This is a genomic window from Polaromonas sp. (assembly GCF_010365105.1).
In the GTDB taxonomy this organism is placed as follows: Bacteria; Pseudomonadota; Gammaproteobacteria; order Burkholderiales; family Burkholderiaceae_C; genus Polaromonas.
Window position 1 is genome coordinate 1 of record NZ_JAAFGZ010000029.1, and the last position, 20674, is coordinate 20674.

13 protein-coding genes and 5 pseudogenes are annotated in these 20674 nt (G+C 63.7%); 10 read left to right on the forward strand and 8 right to left on the reverse strand.

Translation table 11 applies throughout. From position 1 onward, the window contains the following. Positions 1-70: 70 nt before the first annotated feature. A pseudogene (locus GZ092_RS16390) lies at positions 71-523 on the forward strand (IS3 family transposase); the annotation flags it as partial. A gap of 25 nt (positions 524-548) precedes the next feature. On the opposite strand, the gene GZ092_RS16395 reads toward GZ092_RS16390, so the two are convergent. Then, positions 549-1127, reverse strand: coding sequence for a septal ring lytic transglycosylase RlpA family protein (locus GZ092_RS16395; RefSeq protein WP_293637969.1), 579 nt, complete (start codon positions 1125-1127; stop codon positions 549-551). Between the two features lie 190 nt (positions 1128-1317). Here GZ092_RS16395 and GZ092_RS16400 point away from each other — a divergent pair, with 190 nt between their 5' ends. The 6 genes and pseudogenes from GZ092_RS16400 to GZ092_RS16425 form a co-directional block, all read left to right on the forward strand. Continuing rightward, positions 1318-6651: a hypothetical protein gene (locus GZ092_RS16400; protein WP_293637970.1), complete on the forward strand. Its 5334-nt coding sequence runs from the start codon at positions 1318-1320 to the stop codon at positions 6649-6651. Beyond that, positions 6648-9797 (forward strand): hypothetical protein, encoded by a 3150-nt coding sequence (locus GZ092_RS16405; RefSeq protein ID WP_293637971.1) that lies wholly within the window; start codon positions 6648-6650, stop codon positions 9795-9797. Before GZ092_RS16400 ends, GZ092_RS16405 begins: the two co-directional genes overlap by 4 nt. A gap of 466 nt (positions 9798-10263) precedes the next feature. Further along, on the forward strand, positions 10264-10680 hold the full coding sequence (locus GZ092_RS16410; RefSeq protein ID WP_293637972.1) for a transposase: 417 nt from the start codon (positions 10264-10266) through the stop codon (positions 10678-10680). Further along, entirely contained in the window at positions 10677-11024 is a 348-nt protein-coding gene (gene tnpB / locus GZ092_RS16415) for an IS66 family insertion sequence element accessory protein TnpB (protein ID WP_293637974.1), read from the forward strand. Before GZ092_RS16410 ends, tnpB begins: the two co-directional genes overlap by 4 nt. A gap of 129 nt (positions 11025-11153) precedes the next feature. Then, a complete protein-coding gene (locus GZ092_RS16420; protein ID WP_293637976.1) occupies positions 11154-12776 on the forward strand; it encodes an IS66 family transposase in 1623 nt (540 codons plus the stop codon). 47 nt (positions 12777-12823) lie between these two features. Beyond that, positions 12824-13090: pseudogene (locus tag GZ092_RS16425) on the forward strand (hypothetical protein); the annotation flags it as partial. On the opposite strand, the gene GZ092_RS16430 reads toward GZ092_RS16425, so the two are convergent. After that, complete coding sequence (locus tag GZ092_RS16430) at positions 13069-13212, reverse strand: hypothetical protein (RefSeq protein ID WP_293638034.1); 144 nt, start codon at positions 13210-13212, stop codon at positions 13069-13071. The pseudogene GZ092_RS16425 and the gene GZ092_RS16430 overlap by 22 nt on opposite strands. On the opposite strand from GZ092_RS16430, the gene GZ092_RS16435 reads away from it, so the two are divergent. Both GZ092_RS16435 and GZ092_RS16440 read left to right on the forward strand, forming a co-directional pair. Continuing rightward, positions 13183-13461: a plasmid pRiA4b ORF-3 family protein gene (locus GZ092_RS16435; RefSeq protein ID WP_293638030.1), complete on the forward strand. Its 279-nt coding sequence runs from the start codon at positions 13183-13185 to the stop codon at positions 13459-13461. The genes GZ092_RS16430 and GZ092_RS16435 overlap by 30 nt on opposite strands. Positions 13462-13539: 78 nt before the next feature. Then, positions 13540-14055, forward strand: a pseudogene (locus tag GZ092_RS16440) (TniB family NTP-binding protein). On the opposite strand, the gene GZ092_RS16445 reads toward GZ092_RS16440, so the two are convergent. Further along, a complete protein-coding gene (locus GZ092_RS16445; protein ID WP_293637977.1) occupies positions 14035-14442 on the reverse strand; it encodes a hypothetical protein in 408 nt (135 codons plus the stop codon). The pseudogene GZ092_RS16440 and the gene GZ092_RS16445 overlap by 21 nt on opposite strands. Positions 14443-14606: 164 nt before the next feature. Then, positions 14607-14765: pseudogene (locus GZ092_RS16450) on the reverse strand (IS110 family transposase); the annotation flags it as partial. A 128-nt stretch (positions 14766-14893) separates the two neighbouring features. Here GZ092_RS16450 and GZ092_RS16455 point away from each other — a divergent pair. Continuing rightward, entirely contained in the window at positions 14894-15643 is a 750-nt protein-coding gene (locus GZ092_RS16455) for an IS5 family transposase (RefSeq protein WP_293637978.1), read from the forward strand. A gap of 3 nt (positions 15644-15646) precedes the next feature. On the opposite strand, the pseudogene GZ092_RS16460 reads toward GZ092_RS16455, so the two are convergent. The 4 genes and pseudogenes from GZ092_RS16460 to GZ092_RS16475 form a co-directional block, all read right to left on the reverse strand. Next, positions 15647-16576 (reverse strand): annotated as a pseudogene (locus GZ092_RS16460) (IS110 family transposase); the annotation flags it as partial. A 193-nt stretch (positions 16577-16769) separates the two neighbouring features. Continuing rightward, positions 16770-18086 (reverse strand): ATP-binding protein, encoded by a 1317-nt coding sequence (locus tag GZ092_RS16465; RefSeq protein WP_293638032.1) that lies wholly within the window; start codon positions 18084-18086, stop codon positions 16770-16772. 90 nt (positions 18087-18176) lie between these two features. Beyond that, positions 18177-19634, reverse strand: coding sequence for a nickel-dependent hydrogenase large subunit (locus tag GZ092_RS16470; RefSeq protein WP_293637979.1), 1458 nt, complete (start codon positions 19632-19634; stop codon positions 18177-18179). A gap of 10 nt (positions 19635-19644) precedes the next feature. Then, a complete protein-coding gene (locus GZ092_RS16475; protein ID WP_293637980.1) occupies positions 19645-20673 on the reverse strand; it encodes a HupU protein in 1029 nt (342 codons plus the stop codon). Position 20674 lies beyond the last annotated feature (1 nt).

Sequence of the window (20674 nt, forward strand, 5' to 3'; positions counted from 1 at the left end):
GGTCAAAGACTCTTCTGGATTTGGAATCATTCACGTTAGTTGCCGTTTCAGTTTGACAACCTATCGTTGTGTCTTTTTAAATTAGACCACCACATACCAATGGAAAAATCAATTACTGGGTACTGAGGCTCCCGCATCCATGAAACCCAACAACGATTCACCGCCAGATCCTGAGCGGGCAGAGCTGGAGCGGCAAGTCGAATCGCTTCGACGCGACGTCCGGCAACTGCAGCTTGAACACGACATCTTGAAGAAGGCCAATGAACTGTTAAAAAAAGGCCTGGGCGTCGACCTGCCGCTCCTGAGCAACCAGGAGAAGACCCGGCTGGTTGACGCCCTGAGAGACACCTACGCGCTGCCAGAGCTCTTCGCCGAACTTGATCTAGCCCGCAGCTCCTACTTTTATCATCGGGCACGGCTACGGCTCGTCGACAAGTATGCGGATGCGCGTCTTGCCATCACAGATGTCTTTGAGCGCAATCATCGCTGCTACGGTTATCGACGGTTACGGGCGGCATTAGGGGCAAATTCCAGTAAGCGCCAACACTTCAACCGGCAGCAGCCTTTGCGGGCTTTCCTTGGCTGCCGACCTGTGGCGCTTTGAGAGGCGTGATCTCAACCGGTACAACTCCCTGTTTGCCGGCCCCTATCATCTTGGCAGTCGCAGGCGACAGATCGACGATTCTGCCCTTAATGTGGGGGCCTCGGTCCTTGATGACGACGACGGCACTCTTGCCGTTGCTCAAGTTGGTGACTCTCGCCCTTGTTTCGAGCGGCAACGTTTTGCTCGCCGCATTATTCGAGTTCGGGTCCATCCGCGCGCCATTGGCCATCTTGTTTCCCGCTAACCGGTGGCTGTAGATCGACGCCTTGCCCGTGCGGGTCTTGCCAGAGGTGTCGGCTGGATGTTTGACGACTCCCCTTGTTTTGTTACGGTGGTGGACGGGATGTTTCTCATGGGCCTTTGCAGCCTTCGGTGCGGAGGGCTTTGAAACCTTCTTCCCCGCCCCTTGAGCCGTGCCAAAGCAGCCCACTAAAAAAACAAGCAAGGCTACTCGCAAAAATCTCGGCATCTGGCGCTCTGCAAAGGCTGAATCGAATGAAATGGAGTTGACCCGGTTTACCATCCAGTTTGAGGAAAGGATGCCTACGCCCTAAAACTCTCGCCCGGTTTACACAGAATTCGGGACACCATCGAGTTTAAAACTATGCTCTCAGATTTTAACTTCTGCGGGATTGCGCCAGCGTTGGCAAGCTCATACACTGCCCGATTCGCCACCGCCGTTTGTCGCATCGACTGGGTAAGGAGGAGATCGAATGACTAGCATCAAGGATCGCGTGTCAGCTGAGCAACTGCTCAGCCGCATGATCTCCAGCATGCCTGTGGATGCGCTTCTGGAGACCTTACAGATCCAGTTGCCGCTGCAGCCGCCGATCGACGATAGCCGGGAGCAAGGCCAGGTGCTGTTCGGCGTGGAGGAGCAAGCGCTCGGCGTTTTTGATCTCAAGCTGATTCCGCCATCCGGGATCAACCCGTCGCGCGACTATCTGCTCTCGTTCGACGGGCCGCCCGGCGCGCGAACCGGCTTTCGCCTTGCGGTGTCTCTCGAAGAGGGGCCGGTGCCGCGGCCGCTTTTCAATCTGCTGCACAAGCTGCCGTCACACGGCCTCGTAGCCGCCAGGCTGTCGGCCGATGGTCAGTCGCTGGAGGCTGACCTGGGAGCGGGCGATGTCCAGATCGTTGGTCTGGGTATCTTTCTCGTGCTTCAAGGTCAGATCCACGACAGCATCGGCGTGCGCCTGTCGTCTAACCTGGAAGCTCCAGACGACGTGGTCGTGCTGGCTGTACAGCCACCGACAGTGTTAATTGGTGAAACGGGATTCGGGCTGGAGTTCTCCCACGGTCTGGTGTTCGACTTCGCCGACAACGCCGGCCCGGCCGACCCGGTGCAGGTTGGCGGTGTCGTGCTTTCTACGCCGGCCGATGCGCCAACGTGGCAGGGAATTGCGGCTAACCGGGTACGGCTCTTCCTGCCCAAGGGCGTACCCTTTCTCGGTGGTCATCCGGTCGACGCTTGGCTGCAGATCGGCCTGCCGCCGACGCCGGGCATCGATCTCATCGTGCAGACGCAGGTGCCCGCCGAGGGAGACCGTCCGGCCATCGACGTGCGCATCGAATGCCGCGACCCCACGGCCACCGGTCTCGACGGGTTCGTGCCAACTTTGGTCGAGGCTGTCATGGATCTGCCGCTGAAGGGGCGCTTCGGTGACATTGCACCCGGCAAGAGCTTCACTTTCGTCGCGGGCGTGCCTGTGCGAGCCCGCGTTCGCTATGCGCGCAAGCCTGGCGGCGCCGGAACGGCACCGTCGTCGGAACTGAGCCTCGCGCTGGAGAGCCAGGGTCCCGATGGCATCCTGAAGACCGACAGCGGCGCCGGCGACCTCGGTGCCAAGATCGCCGTCACTGCGGCCACGCTGGCCACGGCGCTGATCGCAGACGGCGCCGAGCAGGTGGATGCGCCCGACAAGGATGGCAGCGGAGTGGTGCTGCACACGCTGCTGGTCGCGGCTGTCGGCCTGTCGAGCTTCCTTGAGCGGGGCGAACTGGTGCTGCATGGCGCCGAACTGATAACCACGGGGGGCGTCATCCCCGCTGGCAAGGCGATGCGGCTGAAGATCGACTACTCTGTGGCCGCTACGGTCACCGGCATCGATATTGGCGTAATGTCAGTGAAGATGAATCCGAACCAGCCGCTGCGCGTGCGGGTGCGCGAGGTGGTACTGAGCTTCTTTCCGGAGAAGTCCGGTTTGGAGATGATCCATCTCGACTACTCGCGCAGCTCTATGGAGATCGAAGACCCGGGTGGCTGGAAGGTACACGGTCCGGACTCCCTGTTCGACGTGCTCGGCACGCGCTCGGGTCGGGGTTCGATGTGGATCGAGGTCGACCTGCGCTTCAAGCTCGACCTCGGTCCGGTCAAGGTTAGCGGCGCCACCATCCGCGCGACCCTTGGCGACGATGGCAAGCTCAACGGCTCGCTGCGCGGGCTGGCGGCTTCGATCGCGCTGGATCCGATGATCTCTGGTGATGGCGCTGTCGGTCTGACGGCTGACGGCTTCCATGCCGCGCTCCAGGCCTACATCCTGCCGCTGGGTAACATCGGCGCGATGGCCGATGTCGAAACCGCAGCCGACATGGTCAAGCTCGCGCTCGGCGTCGATCTCCCCGGGCCGCTGCCCCTAGCCAATTCAGGGCTTGCGATCTACGGGCTGGGTGGCGTGTTCGCGGCAAACGGACGCCCGAAACCGGTCCAGCCTGGAGCCGACCCGGTGCAGTCGGCATTGGACTGGGACTACACCGAGCAAGGCGCGTTCGTTCCCGCGCCCACCTTCAGTTTCGGACTTGAGGCGGTCATCGGCACAGCAGCAGACCTGGGCTTCACCTTCAGCGCGCGCGCCGGCCTCTTCGTCACGACGCCGGACATCGTCGTGCGCGGCTCGGTCGAAGGCCGTTACATGGGCCCGCGTATGAAAATCGCGCGCGGCGGCAATGATCTGTCCGTGCTGCAAGCCAAGGGCGTGATTCTGGTTGATCCAGCCGACGGCGTGACAGTAGCCGTCGAGGGCAAGTACGAGATCCCGCACATCGTTGTGACCACAGTGCCGGTGGGCGCGCACTTCCCGACACATTCCGCTAACTGGTTCATCCATCTCGGGTCGGACGGCTGGACGCCGTCGAGCGGTCCCAGCGAGAGTCGCGAGCGCGGGCCGGTGCGATCGGTGTTCCTGCCTGACATCGTCGGTCAGGAGTCGGACGCCTATCTCATGATTCGCGGGGACGGCATCACGAATTGGCCGCGCAACGGCAACTATACGGCCGCGCCCGGCAGCTTCATCATTGCGTTCGGGGTCGGCTTCGACATCGTCTATGGACTCAAGCCGGTGCTGTGGGCTGACGTGTTCGCGCGCGCGGACATTCTGGTCGCGACGAATCCCATGAGCTTCGTTGGCATGGGCACGGTAGGTGGCGGGCTCCATATCGGCCCCTTCTCGGTGGGCATCGATGCCACCGTCTTCGTGGTACTGGTCAGTGGCCAGCCGCCGCACCTCAAGGCTGAGCTGTGCGGCAGCATTGATCTGTTCTTCGACGAGATACGCAAGTGCGTGACGCTGGAGTACGGCAGCCCGTCCTCGCCTGACATGCCGGAGCCATCCGAGCATCCGCTGGACGGACTTCAGTCGCTCGTCGACGATCGCTACCGGCGCCTCGCGCCACTGGCCACCAAGCTCGAGGACGCTACAGCCGAAAATACGGTGTGGCCGGACTCCATCCCGCTCCTCACTTTCAGCAGCGCGCCGACACTGAGCCTGGCCACGGCACAGTTCCCAGACATTGCCCGGTATCCCACGGGCTTGCGCGCCCGCCCGCTGGGCAGCGATCTGCTGAGCTACGAATGGTCATTGGTGGGACTGGATCTGATAGACGCGACGGCCGGTGATGTCGTCGTCGCGGGCGCCTTCAGCAATGCCTGGCAAACAGGCAAGATGGGCGATGCCTGCGGGCAGCCGCAGCCCGCAGAGCTGGCGTTGATGACGCCTTCCGGGGATCTCTGGCTGCATGCGCTAGGCGACGCGGGCAACAGCCTGCAGCCCAGCCCACTGGCAGCCCTCGCTGATATTTGCCATGCACAGGCCACGGCCCGACTCGGTTGGGCCCTGGGTGCATCGGCCACTGACGAGGGCGACGGCTACCGCCTGCCGCCTGACCCGCGCAGCGCCGATCCCGTGCAGAGTCAGATCCGTGCGCACGTTCAACTCTCGTTGTTGGCAACGCCGGCCCAGCCCGCTCGGGTGTTGAGCCGCCAGACGGCCCAACTGTTGCCGCTGCAGTACGCCTACGCCGGGCCGCGTGTGCATGCCTTCGTGCCTCGGGCACTCGACGGCCGCGAGTTCGGGGCCTGGCTGGATCCTGGCACGACGCTGCTGCCGCCCAGCAATGCTTTCCTCTTCGTCCGCCTCAGACCGCTTCAGCAACTGCTGATCGCGCCCGAAGATCCGTTGACGCAAGCGCGGGTCTGGCTGGTTTTCGATGCCAACCTCTGGGCCGCCAATGCCGCAGGTGTGCGACCTTTCTCGGTCTCGGACAATCTGGGCCAGGCTTGGCTGCACGACCGTGAGGCCGATCTCGGCGACGGTCTGGTGGCCGTGCGCTGGCTACCGCCCGCGCCAGGCTTCGTTGACCGCGTCCAGGCGCGATCGCCCGCCGGCGTCCGCATCGGACTGCTGGCGCTCGGTGGCATCACGCGCAGTGCGGCGGCGGCTGCCGATCAACGCAATGCGGCCACCGCCGCCGAGGCGGTCAAACAGGACAACGCTACCCGCGCCGGCCCGCCCGACGCCAACGCGGTGCCGGCAGCGGATCGGCGCTGCGTGCTGGAGCCGGGCCGCCTCTACCGCATCGACGTGCGGATGCGCTGGTCGGGCACGCTTTGGCGGATGGACGACCAGAACAAGAGACAGGTCGTAGCATCAAAGGCGGCCGGTGACGACACCGAGTCGACTCGCCAGTTCTGGTTCCGTACCGCGCCGCTGCAGCCTGCAGGTGGTGCCGGGCCGGGTGGTGGTAAGGCGTACTTCTCGTTCCTGCACCGGCGCCAAGACCTCTTCGATCCGGCGATGCTGGAGCGCCACCTGCTCGGCTACGAGCCGGCGCAGAGCGAATTGCAGCGCTTCGCGCACGATCCCGTGAAAGTGCGCTTCAGTCCCGGCCATGTGGCGCTGCTGGCCGGCGCCTACAAATTCGATCTGCTGTGCGCCTTGCGCCGGCTCGACCAGCCCGAGGCGGTCGAAGCCGACCAGTTCCTCGTTCCTTCCCTGGCGTGGGCCACGAGCACTGCGCAGATGCACGTCAGCGACGCGGTGATCGCGCAGGCTTACATCGCCTCGGCGTGCGGCCTGGCGCCGAACGCGGTCGATTCGCTGGCCAAGCCGATGCTGACACGCGACACCTGGTACGAGGTCTTTGTTCTCGCCAAGTCACAGCGCGAGGGCGTCATGGACGGACGCTTGCCAGGCGTGAGCTTCCGAACTTCTCGCTGGGCCAATGGCGAAGAAATGATGCAAGGCCTGCACTTTCCGATCAGTGGCGCCGGACATGCCGACGGCGGCATTGCGCTGCCACACGACACCATTCTGAAACCGCAGGTCAGCGAGGGCGACGACGGTGCCTTCGACGCATTTCTCATCAGCTTGGGACTTGAGGGTTGGCCAGCAGCGAGCGCGCCGAGGGCCAGCCTGGTTTGGCTGCCGCCGATCGCGCCCAGCCTAAGCTGGCGCTGCGCCGGCCTGATGCTCGAATCGCCCGAAGCCATCCATCGACCAATGCGTTTTGAGGTCATCGAACTGCAGCTGGTGATGGGCGCTGCCAAGATCGACTTCAATGTGCGCTGGCGTGACCGCAGCGGATCGCGCCTGTTGATCGCCGCGAGCTTGCCTTTCGTTCCGCGCCTGACGCGTCGCGGCAGGCTGCAGTCCCTCAAGCCAATGCTGCGTCTGCGCTGCAACGACATGCCATTGGTCGGCGCCGCCCGCGTGCTGCAGGGCCTGCTTGAGCTGCCGCTGCAACCGAGCTTTGCCGAGGAGGCGCAATGAACAGCTGGATGATCCACGCCAGGTACTTCTCGGCCTACGCCGCCGCAGCGGGTGCAGTGGCGAGCGATCCCGACTTGCCCAAGGGAACGCACCTGCGCCTGTTCCCGTGTGCTGCGCTCGGCTTCCCGCTGGCACCCTTTCTGCTGTGGCCGGTCGATGCCTTCGCCAGCGAGCTGCCGCCGATTGCCTGGATGTCCCGCGACCACCGGTCTTTCGCTACACCGGATCTCGACGCGGCGGGTGGGGAATTGATCGGCTGGCGCCAGGATGATGTGCCCAGCGACGGCCGTATCGTGGGCATCGAGGCGCGCTTCCGTGGCGCCGGCGAACTAGCCTTGCTGCACCGCATCGACGACCAGGGCCTGACCGCGCGTTTCGGCAGGGACGATCGCGTCGTGGCTGCGCGCTCCACCGTGCGCTGGCTGGTGGCCGCGCCGCAAATGAGCCGCCTGCGTCTGCGCGGTCAGGGACAGGTGAGTCTTCAGAGCTGGGTCATTTCGGGTGGCCGTGTGATTGAAGCCCTGTTGGGGCAGCTACCATTCGCTGCGCTCTCCCTGCCCATCACGGGAGTGCGGGCGTGGTACTCCGGCGGCGAGGGCGCCGACGTCGGCCTGCGCCGCGTGCAAGAGGGTGCGCCGCGACGCTGGACGCGGCCTGACCGGCCAGACGGACCCTTCGACTCTCTGGGGCCCGACGCCGAACTGGCCCGCGTAAGGGCCGCGCAGGCAGACATTGATGACGAAATTGAGCGTTTGCTCGGCGATGCCGATGTGGTGCCCGGTGCTGTCGAGCGCACGCACCTGTGGCTCGCCGAGGTCATGGCCAGCGGCAAAAAACGCGCTTGGCAACGCGCCACTGAGCGCGTTCAGGAAAGCCTGTTGATGAAGGCACTGGATCCTGGAGCAGCCCACTATCTCGGTCTCGCCGCTAACCTGGCCGACCTGCTGGTACCTACCAACCCGTTCCAGCCACCAGGTGCCCGAGGCTGGCTGGCTGCTGGCCTGTTCGCGACCGGACCGGCGATGCGCTTCGAACTACCCGATCCCGACGCGCAGGAGCAGCGCCTGATCGAGCGCCTGATGGAACTGCAGCCCGGCGTTCGCGACCCAGCTGCCTTGGCCGTTCAGCGCCACGGTCTGACGCTGCGTGCATTCGTCGCCACAGCCTTGGCAGCGCCGCCGCCCGACCTGCTCGCAGCGCCGCAGTTAAAGCTAGGCGACTCAGGCTGGCAGCGCGCTGACGATAGCTCCTGCGCGCTGTTCCGGCAGCAGTTGCGTATCTTCGCCCCGCCGTTGACCACGCTCCTAGCAGTGGGCAGGCTGGAGTCGGCGGTATGGACATCGCGGCACGAAACGGTCGACCTGACGATCGCTACGCCGGGCGCCGACCCGAGCGAGCGCGCAGCACCCCGCATGATCGGAAGCACCGGATCTCTGGCCGATGGCCGATATGGCATCGTGTCCGACCAAGACATCCCGGCCGAGGGCGCACCGTGGACCTACCGTGTAGCCTTGAGCGATGTGTTCGGGCGCTTCGGCGCGCCATCAGACATCACAGTGCCGACGCCGCCCCGACCCGACATCCCTCAGCCCGTCGTGCAGTCACATCTGACGCTGGCGGATCGGCCTGAAGGCGAAGATCCAGTGGTCGCAGGGTCGATTCGCTTGTCGGTGGTGGTTCCTGCCTGGATGGACATGGCCGCTGGCTCGCGGCCCCTGTCGCGCGCCTTGGCCTTGTTCGATGGTGCAGCCCAGGACGCCGCCACGTCCGACGCCGGAGGCCTGCTGCACTTCGACTTCCCGCTGCCGGCGCTGCTGCCGCTGGAGTCGCGCATACTCAACGGCAGCGCGACCTTCGAGGACGCGGACGGCCACATCAGTCCGGCGGCCGAACTGCAAGTCGTGATTCGCGATCCTCGCGCGCCGCCGGTGCCGCGCACCGGCATTGGCATTGTCTGGAGCAGCCGCCCGGCGCCGGCCATCGATGTCGAGCTGCGCCTGATGTTCACAGGCATGCCCGGCGCGCGTTACCGCGCATACATGGCCGATGCCCGAGGCTTGGAGATCGCGCTAATCGACGGCGACCGCTTGCGCAGTCGCGCGGAGATCGCGGTTGATGGCGCCCAGCGCGGCCTCGCGGGACTGGGCATGCGCGACCGCTTCCGTCTGCTGACCGATCTTCCGCTGATTTGCGCAGCGGATGGCAGTGTGGCTTTCGACACGCGGCTGCCACGTTCGCTGGAGACGGTTCAATTCCTACGCTTCGTGCCACTCAGCGAGCACGGCAGCGAAGCAGCGTTTGAAAGCTGCCCACTGTTGCCGATTGCGGTGCCCAGTGATCGCCGGCCGCCGGCTCCGCAAGTGGAGGTGACAGTCGATCCGCTGACGTCGATTGCCAGCGTCACGATCCGCGCGATCGGTCTTGATCTCGTGGCTTTGCGTGCTGCCGAGCCAGGTCTGTTCGACGAGCCACCTGCAGCCGACGCGTCGCGACCGGAGTTCAGGCTGCGGCGGGCCAGTGGAGGCGTTCCGGATGCTTTGTACGCGCGGGAGATTGGACGCGGCCCGTTGGAACGCGTCGCGGATGACTTCGCGGCCACGATCGAGGATGCACCCACGCCAGCCGGGATGAGTGCCTACGTGCGCTATGCCTATTGGGCGGAGATTCGCCACCCGGCCGAGCGACGCCTGCCCCGGGGTGTGGCTGAAGTGGCACTGCCGGCGGGTGCTGTTGAACCCACGCAGGCAGCACAACGCGAGGACGCGCCGGCGGCGTTTAGTCGCTTGTCTGCACCTGCCACAGCGATCTTCGTCCCCGCGATCGTGCCGACTTTGGCTGGGGCTCAGGTGACGGCGACTGTTGGTGCTGGGGCCGCTGCCGGCACCTGGCGGCTCACACTGGCCATCGCCGGCGGGCCCACAGTCTCTAGCAAGGCGGTTGGCTCGTTTGGCGTTCGCCTGCACGTCCAGCTCGATGGCGGCGACTGGAGTCCCGAAGCTGGCGAGGGCGCGCTGGTCGATGGCCGCCTGGCCCTGAGCCTCGAACGTGCAGCGCCGGCTGTTCCCGTGGTCGGTGTCGCCTTGGTGCTGATTGACCCCATCGGCCGAGAGGCCAAGCCAATGCTGCTCGTTGCGGACGCAGTCTGAACCTACGTTTGATGCGTTGAGGTTGTTAAGTTTTGCATTTGCTGACGGAGAGCAATAGGACAAGACAACGAACCAAGGTTCAGTCGCGCGCTGCATTATCAATCCTCACCAGGCAGACCTAGCCATAAGCCAAATACCGGCGTGTTGCTACTCAAGCCTTGGCACGAAGCGGCAGCATGAGATTTTTGCAGCCAGTCATGTCATATATTCGCGTCAGGCGTTATGTTTACTCAGGCAAGAGTGACACCTTCGCTGGTTCAGGGTGGGCGTTCTCGCCTGTGTATTCTGTAAATAAATGGCAGCGACCCTAAGCAGACGGATCGGATTCAAAGCTGTTGGCCTGTGGGCACCATCAGTGTAACCGTCCGACGGATACCATTCTTGCGCGGGCTTGATGGGCCGGGCAGTATCCGGGGAGTTGCCCACCACGATGGTGTGCACTCAACCCGGACAAGTGCACACCGTCATGGAACCTCCCAAAGATCCCCTCAAGGCCACCAAGCGCAGACACAACGCAGCCTTCAAACGCAAGCTTGTCAAGCTGACCGAGCAGGCCGGCGCCTCGGTCGCAGCCATCGCGCTGGCGCACGGCATCAATGCCAACTTGCTGTTTAAATGGCGCCGTGCGCAGGCCGCCCGCCCGGCACGGCTCAAACCCGTCACGCAGGCCGTACTGCTGCCCGTCACGATGGATCCCTTGCCACCGGCAAGCGCGGTCATTGATTTGCCAACGCCAATGCCAGCAGTGCGGGCCAGCCCGGCACGGGCGGCGGCGGCCGGCGTCATCGAAATTGAAGTGGGCGGCGCGCGCGTGCGACTGCGCGGCAGCGTCGACGCGGCCAGCGTGCGCTGCGTGCTCCAGGCGCTGCGGGACGCGTCGTGATCGGCCTGCCGGCGGGCACGCGCGTGTGGCTGGCTGCAGGCCTGACGGACATGCGCCGCGGCTTTGACGGCTTGGCCGCCTTGGTGCAAGGCGCGCTGACGCAAGATCCCTTTTCGGGCCACGTGTTTGTGTTTCGGGGCCGGCGCGGCGACATCGTCAAACTGCTGTGGTGGGACGGCCAGGGCATGTGCCTGTTTGCCAAGCGCCTGGAGAGGGGCCGCTTCGTCTGGCCGCAGGCCGACGCCGGCGCGGTCTCGCTCACCCCGGCGCAGCTGTCCATGCTGCTCGAAGGCATCGACTGGCGCATGCCCGTGCGCACCTGGCAGCCCACGCTCGCCGCCTGAGTTGATGAACGAATGACCTGCTGCCCAAGGGGCGCGCACAGGGAGCCGGGCGGACGCAACACCACATGCGTGGGCTACCCGCAACCGTGAAACCCCTTCTGTTGCCGGGCCGGTTTTGCTGGCAAAGTGGTGGCCATGAGTTCACACGCGCTGCTGCAACAAATCGATGCCTTGAAGCAAGATGCCCTGCAGCGTGACCTGGAGATCGGCGCGCTGCGCCTGGCGATCGACAAGCTCACGCTGGAGTTGTTCCATCTCAGGCGCATGCGCTACGGGCGCTCGAGCGAGCAGATGGACAATGGCGCTGTGCAGCCGGAGCCGCCCTGCATGGCGCTGGCGGCGGTGCAGCCCACCCCTGCCGCGCCTGAGCCGTCCCCGGGCGCTGCTCAGGTGGCCAACCTTGAGGACGCCCGCCAAAAGCGCCAGGCCACTTCCCGCCGCACCGCTCCCCGCCAACTGCCCGGGCACCTGCCGCGCCAGGAGGTGGTACACCTCGCCTCAAGCGACTGCAGCTGCCAGGGGTGCGGCACCGAACTGCGCCAGATTGGCCAGGATGCCTCGGAAGTGTTGGAGTACCAGCCCGGCAGCTTCAGGGTCGTGCGCCACGTGCGCCCCAGACTCGCCTGCGCCCGCTGCCACACCATCGTTCAGGCGAGCGCGCCGAGCCGTCCCATTGATCGCGGCTTGGCCGGCGCCGGCCTCATCACGCAGGTGCTGGTGGGCAAGTTCTGCGACCACCTGCCCCTTTACCGCCAGAGCCAGATCTACGCCCGCGAGGGAGTGGTGGTTGAGCGCTCCACGCTGGCGGACTGGGTAGCCGGCGCGGTGCGGCTGCTCCAGCCCTTGGCCGACGCGGTGCGCCGCTACGTCCTGCGGGCGGGCAAGATCCACACCGATGACACGCCCGTGCCCGTCCTGAGCCCGGGCCGGGGAACGACGCGCACGGCCCGGCTGTGGGTGTATGCGCGCGATGACAGGCCAAGCGGCGATGCGTCGCCGCCAGCGGTGTGGTTTGAGTATTCCCCGGACCGCAAGGGTGAGCATCCCAGGGGTCACTTGGCAGGCTTTGCCGGCACCTTGCAGGCCGACGCGTTCGCCGGCTACGACGCTTTGTTTGCCGATGGCCAGGTCGTCGAAGCGGCTTGCTGGGCTCACGCTAGGCGCAAATACTATGAAATCCACAAGGGCCAAGGTGAGATGCCCGGCACGTTGGCGCACCAGGCGCTGCTGCGCATCGGGGCGCTGTACGCCATCGAGAAAGATATCGGGGGAAAATCCGCCGAGGAGCGCCGGCGCCAGCGGCAAAGCCGCGCCAAACCCCTGGTCGATGCGCTGCACGGCTGGCTCCAGCAAGCTCTGGGCCATATCTCGGCCAAGTCGTCCATGGCGCAGGCCATTGGCTACTCGCTCAATCGCTGGCAAGCCCTTGTGCGTTTCGTGGACGACGGGCACATCGAGATGGACAACAACGCGGCCGAGCGGGCGCTGCGCGCAGTCGTCCTCGGACGCAAGAACTACCTGCATTTTGGCTCGGACGCCGGCGGCGAGCGCGCCGCCGTGATCTACACCCTGATCGGCTCTTGCAAACTCGGCGGCATTGATCCCCAGGCCTACCTGCACCATGTGCTGGGGCGCATTGCCGACCATCCCATCAACAGGATTGACGAGTTGCTGCCCTGGCGGGTGGCAGAGCGGCTCCGGCCTGCGTGGCAAGCGACCCAGCAAGCTCAGGACATGGCGCGCGCGGCTTGATGCGGGCCACGGCGTGTCCACCGATTTCGCTACAGTAGTCCCCAAGCATGACGGCCAAGCTGTACCGACTGCCAGGAGGCGCGAAGAAATCCGGGGCACAAACCACGGCCAACGCCAGCGCTGGCCTGCAGGCGTACCAGCTTCATGTCGAGCTCGAATGGGTCCGCCCCCGGGTCTGGCGCCGCCTCTTGGTGCCCACCACGATCGACCTCTCGCGCCTGCATGTCGCGCTCCTGTGGGGTACGGGCTGGCAAGGCGGACACCTGCATGAGTTCGTCTTTGCCGATGCTAATTACGGTCCGTTGGAGCCCGACTGGGACTTGCCCGAAGGCGTGATCGATGAGTCCACCGTCACGCTGGAAGAGGCGCTGGACGCGCGCAGGACGCGCGCAGGACGTTTCTCTATATCTACGACTTCGGGGACAACTGGCGCCACAAGGTCAAGGTGGAGAAAACCGTCACGCTGGGCGCGCCCTTGTCGCTTGCGCTGTGCCTGGCTGGAGAAAACGCCTGTCCGCCCGAGGACGTGGGCGGCGCGCCGGGCTACGAGGACTTCCTGCAAGCATTGGCCGATCCAGCCCACCCGGAGCACGACGAACTCAAGCAATGGATCGGCCGCCCGTTCGACCCTGCCGCATTCGACGTGGCCGAAATCAACCAGTGGCTCAACCACACAGAGTCTTGAATTTCAATATGGGTACTGGACGGACGGTTACCGAAGGCCTGGGTGTTCTAGCTGCCGGTTAATCGCCGCGGTACCGATATGGAGTTGCTCGGACTGCGCTTGCTGCACCGCCAGCCGCCAAAGTTGATGATCATTGACGAGGTCCATCACTTGTTGGCCGGTTCGGTTCGCGAGCAGCGTTAACTGCTGAACCAGCTTAAATTCATCAGCAATGAATTGCGTATGCCGATCGTGGCACTGGGCACCAGCGAGGCGCTTTATGCCATGCAAACTGATCCGCAGATTGCCTCCCGGTTCGAACCATTTTCCTTGCCGAAGTGGCGCGAAAGTCCGGAATTCCGGGAATTCGTGGTGAGCTTTGGCCGGCTGCTGCCCCTGGAAAAACCGTCGCCAATGGCAGGCAAGGCCGTCATCCAAAAACTCATGGGCTTAAGCAACGGGTTGACTGGCAAGGTCACGACTTTGCTGACGCAGGCCGCAGAGTTGGCGATCCGCCAGAAAACCGAATTCATCAGCGCTGAGCTGATTGACCAAGCGGCAGCCAACGGCATCTACAAACTGGCCCCATCGGAATCAGAAACGCAAGGCTTGTAAGGATGGGGGAGGAAGCGTCGTGCGCTCGAAATGGGAGGCCACCGACTGATTTGGTGACACATTGAAGGGGTTGGTGCCAAATGAAAGTTCAAAAGTGACAGATTGAAGGTAAACCGACACCGCGATGCCTAGCTTTGAGCAGTGCTTGCTTTTTGAATTCGGGGGAGTGGTGTGAATGAAGTTTTCTGTGTATGAATGTCGCTCCGGTGCGGATAACCCGCGAAAAAACGGAAGCGGCAACTTATATGGATGCCTCCCGGCAATCAAGAGCAATTTGCATTGTTTTGTGATCAAGTCGGCTGCAAACTTATATTCGGCCTTGCGTGTGGAATTTTTCAGTTTTCCTGATTGTTCCACTGGCCCTGATGCATATCCGCTGGCAAACACCTCATCTAGTCTTCGGGCTATCGATGCCCTTGTTGTCGCTCAGGTTTAGCTTGCCCCGGTCTGACCTATTTCACATCACATTGCGCCTTGCTGCCTCACTGCCTTTAACTGCATCACACCCTTTCCTTTGGTTGCTTGACGATTCAACCGACGGTGTCGCCGCATTACGCCAGCGGTCTGACGCTCACGTAGCTTTGACTGTAGTCCTGCTCTTTTGCCGTGACCGCCCAGATCGTTCTGGCCATTTTGGCCGCCTGCGCCACGCACACGACGTTGGTCGGCCGGCGGCTTTTGATCTGTTCGAGCCAGGGGCCGGGCTGCTTAGGCGGTGTTCGGAAAGTTTGATGCACGAATGCCAAAGAAAATTTTTCAGGGGGGAATGCATTTCTTGGCACAACCGCAGGCATTTTCTTTAAGCAGCACCGTGCTGTAATCCTTCGATTTTTCCAGCATGACCGATACACGTCACATCTTCTCCGATGCACAATGGCAAATCATTGAGCCGCAGCTGCCGCCTTGCAAAGGCCGTCTCGGAGGGGCGCAAAGAACCTTCCTCAATGCCCTGCTCTGGATGGCCAGCGCAGGCGCACCCTGGCGGGATCTTCCCGAGCGATTTGGCAATTGGAACGTGGTGTACCAGCGTTTCGCCTACTGGTGCAAAAAGGGGCATTTCGAGCGGTTTTTTCAAGGCGTGCAGCAGCCCGACCTGGAGGAGGTGATGGTGGATTCGACCTGCTGCCGGGCGCACCAGTCCTCGGCAGGCGCCCGCAAAATCAGCGGCCCGCAGGCCATCGGCATCACGCGCGGGGGCCTGAACACCAAAATCCACGCCGTCTGCGACGCCCTGGGCAACCCGCTGCGCTTTGTGTTGACGCCGGGGCAGCGCCACGACTCCAAACCCGTGCCTGAACTGCTCGAAGGCCTGCCGCCAGCCAAGGCAATTTTGGCAGACAAGGCCTACGATTCAGACAAGATTGTCCAAGCCGCGCAGGCCCAAGGCGTGGAGGTCATCATCCCGTCCAAAGCCAATCGCAAGCAACCGCGTGCGTTGGACAAGCACCGCTACAAGGCGCGCCACCTGATTGAAAATCTTTTCCAGCGCATGAAGGTCTTTCGTAGGGTTGCCACTCGTTATGACAAGCTCGACAGCCGGTTTTTGGGCTTTGTACACATCGCTGGCATGATGAAGTGGCTCCACTAAACTTTCCGAACACCGCCTAGTATGACTGAGCACACTGCGGGCGCCGTGAATCAATAAAGTGCGCAAATACGCATCTCCCCGTTTGGAGATCCCTTGCAACTTGACTTTCCCGCCCGTGCCCGTTTGTTTGGGAACCAACCCCAGCCAGGCACAGAACTCCCTTCCCGACTTGAACGCACGGGCCTCGCCCATGGTGGCGATGGCCGCCGTCGCCGTCAGCAGTCCCACCCCCGGTATTTGAGCGATGCGCTGCATTTGCCGGTCTTGCCCCAGTTGAAGTTGCAACCGCTTCTCGATAGCCTGCATGTCTACCTCAATGGCCTTGATGCGCAACACCTGCTCGCGCAGGCTATCGGCCACCATCTGCGGCAATGTGTCCGCCAGCGCGTCAAGCGTGGTCTCAATGTCGTTGAGCAGCGCATTTTTTCCTTTGGCAAACGTTGCTCCAAACTCATAGAGCAGTCCACGCAACGCATTGGTTTGCATGATCCGCATCTTCATCAACGCCTCGCGTTGGCGATGCAGCGTCAAGGTCGCCTGCTGGGCCGTGGTCTTTATCCCCACAAACTTCACCCCGGGCTGCTGCACTGCCAGCCAAATCGCACGCGCATCAGTCGCATCGGTTTTGTTGCCGCTGACAAACGGACGCACGATCTTGGCGTGCAGCAGCCGCACGCTGTGGCCTAGCGCACTCAACTCACGCGCCCAGTGGTGAGCGCCACCACACGCTTCAATGGCGATCAGGCATGCTGGCTTGTTGGCAAAGCGCTCCAGCACCTTGGCCCGCTTGAGCTGAACGTTGACGATCTCGCCCGTGTTCATCTCCACCGTGTGCATCTGAAACACCTGCTTGGCAATATCCAGACCGACCACCTGCAGGCCGTTCATGGTGCCGATCACTTGTCCAACGTTCATACCCGTATTACCATTCATGGTGGATCCTCTGTGGTGTTTGTGAAGACCGTGGTCTATCACGCCCTGGGCACTTTGATGCCGTATCCATCAGAGGATCCACCCCGCCAGCGAGGCTTTTCTTCCTGATCAACGGCTGCTCAATCTCAGCGCTCCAGTTCGCTTCCCTTTTAAAAAGGGGAGGCATCCATAGCATCTAGTCTGACACGGGGGGTTAATGGGCTAAAGGCAGTTCCAGCAGGAACTCTGCACCGGCGTCAATCTGGTTGCACACGCTCAGGACACCGCCATGGTGTTCCACGATGCCGTAGCTGATGGACAACCCCAGGCCGGTTCCCTTGCCCACGGGCTTGGTGGTGAAAAATGGATCAAAGACATGCGACAGGTGCTCAGGGGCAATGCCCGGGCCGTTGTCGCGAAGGTGCAGTCTCACGCAGTTTTCCACCACTTCTGTTTCTATCGAGACCAGTTTGTCCGCCTTGCCATGGGCTGCGGTGGCATCCTGGGCATTTTGCAGCAGGTTCATCAACACCTGCTGGAGCTGGCCGGCACTGCCCATGACCATCAAAGGCGGGCCGGGCTGCCACCGCATTTCGAAATCCGGCACAGCGCCTTTGCCGATCCAGTGAATGGCGCGCTTGATCACTTCGTTCAAATCGACGGGGATGCGGTCTTCCGGGTCCATCGCGGAGAAGCGCTTGAGGCTGTTGACGATGTCGGCGGTACGCTGCGCTCCTTCAAGCGTGCCTTCGATCAGCGAGGGCAGGTCGTCGAGTATGTGGTCGATGCGCAGTTTGCCGCGCAGGGCCTGCAGCTGCTCGGCGGGCTCGCCCGCATGCACTGCGGCCAGATAGGCGCGCAGGCGGTTGCTGTAGCGGCTCAGGGCATGGACGTTGCCCAGCACAAAACTGATCGGGTTGTTCAGCTCATGGGCGACGCCGGCTACCAGGCGGCCCAGCGAAGCCATTTTTTCGGAGTGCAGCAGTTGCTGCTGGGCACGCTTGAGAGCTTCATGGGCGCTGCGCAGTTCATGGTAGGCACGCTTGATCTCGGCGGTAGGGCGGGCGACAAACACCGTGCCGACGCGGCGCCCGCTGGCGGCCACGCGGGGCGTGCAGTTGGCATCGACCGGCACGCTCTGGCGCTGCGCGTCGAACAGGTTCAGCTCCAGCCCTTCGCCACGGCGCGCCGGGTTGGTGTTGCCCAGTACGGTGCGCGCCCGCTCGACGCTGAGCGGGTCCGCCAGCAGTTCATACAACGAGGTGCCGTGCAGTTCGGCATCGGTGCGGCCGACCAGCTCACACAGCGCGGCATTGGTTTCCTCGATCACACCGCGCTCGTTGCACACCAGCAGCACGTCGGACATGGCCGACAGCACGCTGAAGATGAACTGCTGGGATTGCTCCAGCTCTGCGTTTTTCTTCTCCAGCTCGATCTCGTCATCAATCAGCTGTGAATACACCTCGTCCATTTTCTGGATGACATCCACCCAGGTGGATTCGTCGATGCCCTCCAAAGCGCTGGCCGGCATCAACTCTTGCGGCAGGCTGCCCAGAGAGACGGGCGCCTGCTGGAGTGGACTGGTGTCGGGCATGTGCGGCAGCAGGAAGTGAGTGGGCGCTCAATGCACCGTGCAGACCATGCAGGGGTCAAACGAGCGCACGATGTGCTGCACCGAAACCGGCGTGAGTTCGCCCGGCTGCACCAGGGCGCCTTGCAGCGCCTGCTCCAGCGCGCCGGGCGTTCCAGCCTTATCGCGGGGTGAAAAATTCCAGGTCGTCGGGGCGACGATCTGGTAGTTGGCAATCAGGCCCCGGCTGGCCACCACCCAGTGGCCCAGACTGCCGCGCGCCGCTTCGCTCAGGCCCACGCCCACGCCTTCGGTCAACGCCGGGCTGGGCAGGCAATAAGGCGCCTGGGGTTGCAGTTGCCCCAGCCATTTTTCCATCAGGGGCAGCACGCGGGCCAGCTCCAGCGCACGGGCCAGGACGCGGGTAAAAACCGTGCCGCCGTGGCGCTGCACGGCATCGAGCACCAGCGGATGGGCCGATGCCAGCTGCCGGGCAATGGCACCGGTTTCGATCACCTGACCGGCCAGGCGGGGCGCCTTGTTCCAGGTGTAGGCCTCGGGCTTGTCCGCCTCCGGCAGGGTGATGCCTTCGAGCGGATGGCGCGGACCGGCGGCATCGGACAGCCAGGCATGGGTGGCATCTTCGCGAATGGCGCTTGCATCGAGCGGCGTGAGGCGGGCGGTGTCGGCGTGCCAGACACCGCTGGCAAATTCAAAATGGCCCTCGGGCTGCGGATAGGCGCCGTAACTCAGGTAACGGCCCGGCCCCTGTCCCAGGCTGCAAAGGCCCAGGCTTTGCACCATGCTCAGAAACAGGCGGAAATCGCCGCGCCACGGGTCTTGGGCGTGCCAGGTCCATAACGCCTGTTCGCTGTCCAGACTGGAGACCAGTTCGAGCGGCGCGGCGAACAACTGGCGCTCCAGAAAACTGCGGAATTCGCGCACCTTGGCCAGCAGGCGAATGCGCTCGGCGGCCTCGACCGGACGCGTCGAGCCGCCCGGCTCGATGCTTTGCGTGTGCGGCCATTTTCCGGCCAGCGTGCCCATGAGCGTGAACCAGCGCTGGCGCGCCGCCGTCGCCGCGCGTGTCTGCTCGCCGGTTTGCGGGTCAAAACGGCGCACGGCCTCGGCATGCCACGCCTGATGGGCGTACACCGGACGCGTGAAGTCGGGCATGAAGAACAGGTAAAAGTGCGTCAGGTGGTCGGCCAGGTTTTCAGTCGCCAGGATCACGTTGGTGACGTGCTGCCCGTTGGCCGGTGGCTGGATGCCGCCCAGATCGGCCAGCGCCCGCGCGCAAGCGACGGACTGGGACACCGAGCAGATGCCGCAGATGCGCGGCACATAGACCAGCGCATCGTGCGGTTTTTTACCCTGCAAAATCTGCTCGAAACCCCGGTACATCGGGGCATTGACGTGGGCGCGAGTGACGCGCCCATCCTCAATGTCGAGCGAGACTTCCAGGTCGCCCTCGACGCGGTTGAAGGGGCCGACAAGCAGGCGGGTCATGGCGGGCACTTCATTTCAGACGGGTTTTGCGGGCCACCGGCGCGACCACCAGATGGTCGGCCACGGCATTGAGCTTGACCCGCCGGGGGGTGGCGGATTTGGACAGCGAGGCCAGGGCCACGAACCAGGCCTTGGGCATGTCGGTGGGCAGGCCAATCGGGATGCCCGCAAACTTGGGGGTTTCATGAAAGGCATGGCCAGGCTCCTGAAAACCCGGCTCGGTGCAGGCAATGCAGGCATAGCCGCCGCGTGTGCAGGAGCCTTCGCCGTTCCACAGCCGGGTGTTGCAGTCGGCATGGACCTGCGTGCCCTTGCAGCCCATGTTTTCCATCATGCAGCCCAGGTCGGAAGGTTTCTCGGCGCTGGCCTTGTATTCGTAATACTCGTTGCGGGTGCAGCCGTGATGCACCAGCTGGTCGGCATAAAAACGTGGCCGCCCCAGCGTGTCCAGGTCGGCTTCGCCCAGCGTGTCGTCGGCCAGGGCCATCAGGCTGTCAATCACCCAGCCCGGATGGGTGGGGCAACCGGCAATGTTGATGACCGGCAAGCCGCTGCCAGCGCGAAACTCGCTGCCCAGCAAGCCGCCCGGCCGGTCGTCCTCGTACTTAAGGCCGCAGGCATCGGTCGGGTTGCTGCCTCCGGCGGTGATGCCGCCCCAGGCCGCGCAGCTGCCGACCGCCACCACATGCCGCGCCTGCGCCGCCAGCTGCCGGACCCAGTCGATCATGGCCACGCCGGTGCCTGCCAGCACATGAAAACGGCCGGTGCCCTGCGGGCCGCGCAGCAACGAGCCTTCGATGCACAGCGCATCCAGACGTATCTGTCCGGCCAGAATGCCCGCCAGCAAAGCGGTCAGCTCGTGGCCGCTTTCGAGCGACAGGGACGGATGCCACAGCAGATGAATCCTGGCATCGCGCAACTGGCCATGAAAATCCGTGGTGTCGGCGCACAGCAGCGACATGCTGCAGCCGCCGCAGCCGCCTGACTGCAGCCACAGCACATTGAAGGCCGGGCGCGGTGAAAAAGAAGAGAGTGTCATC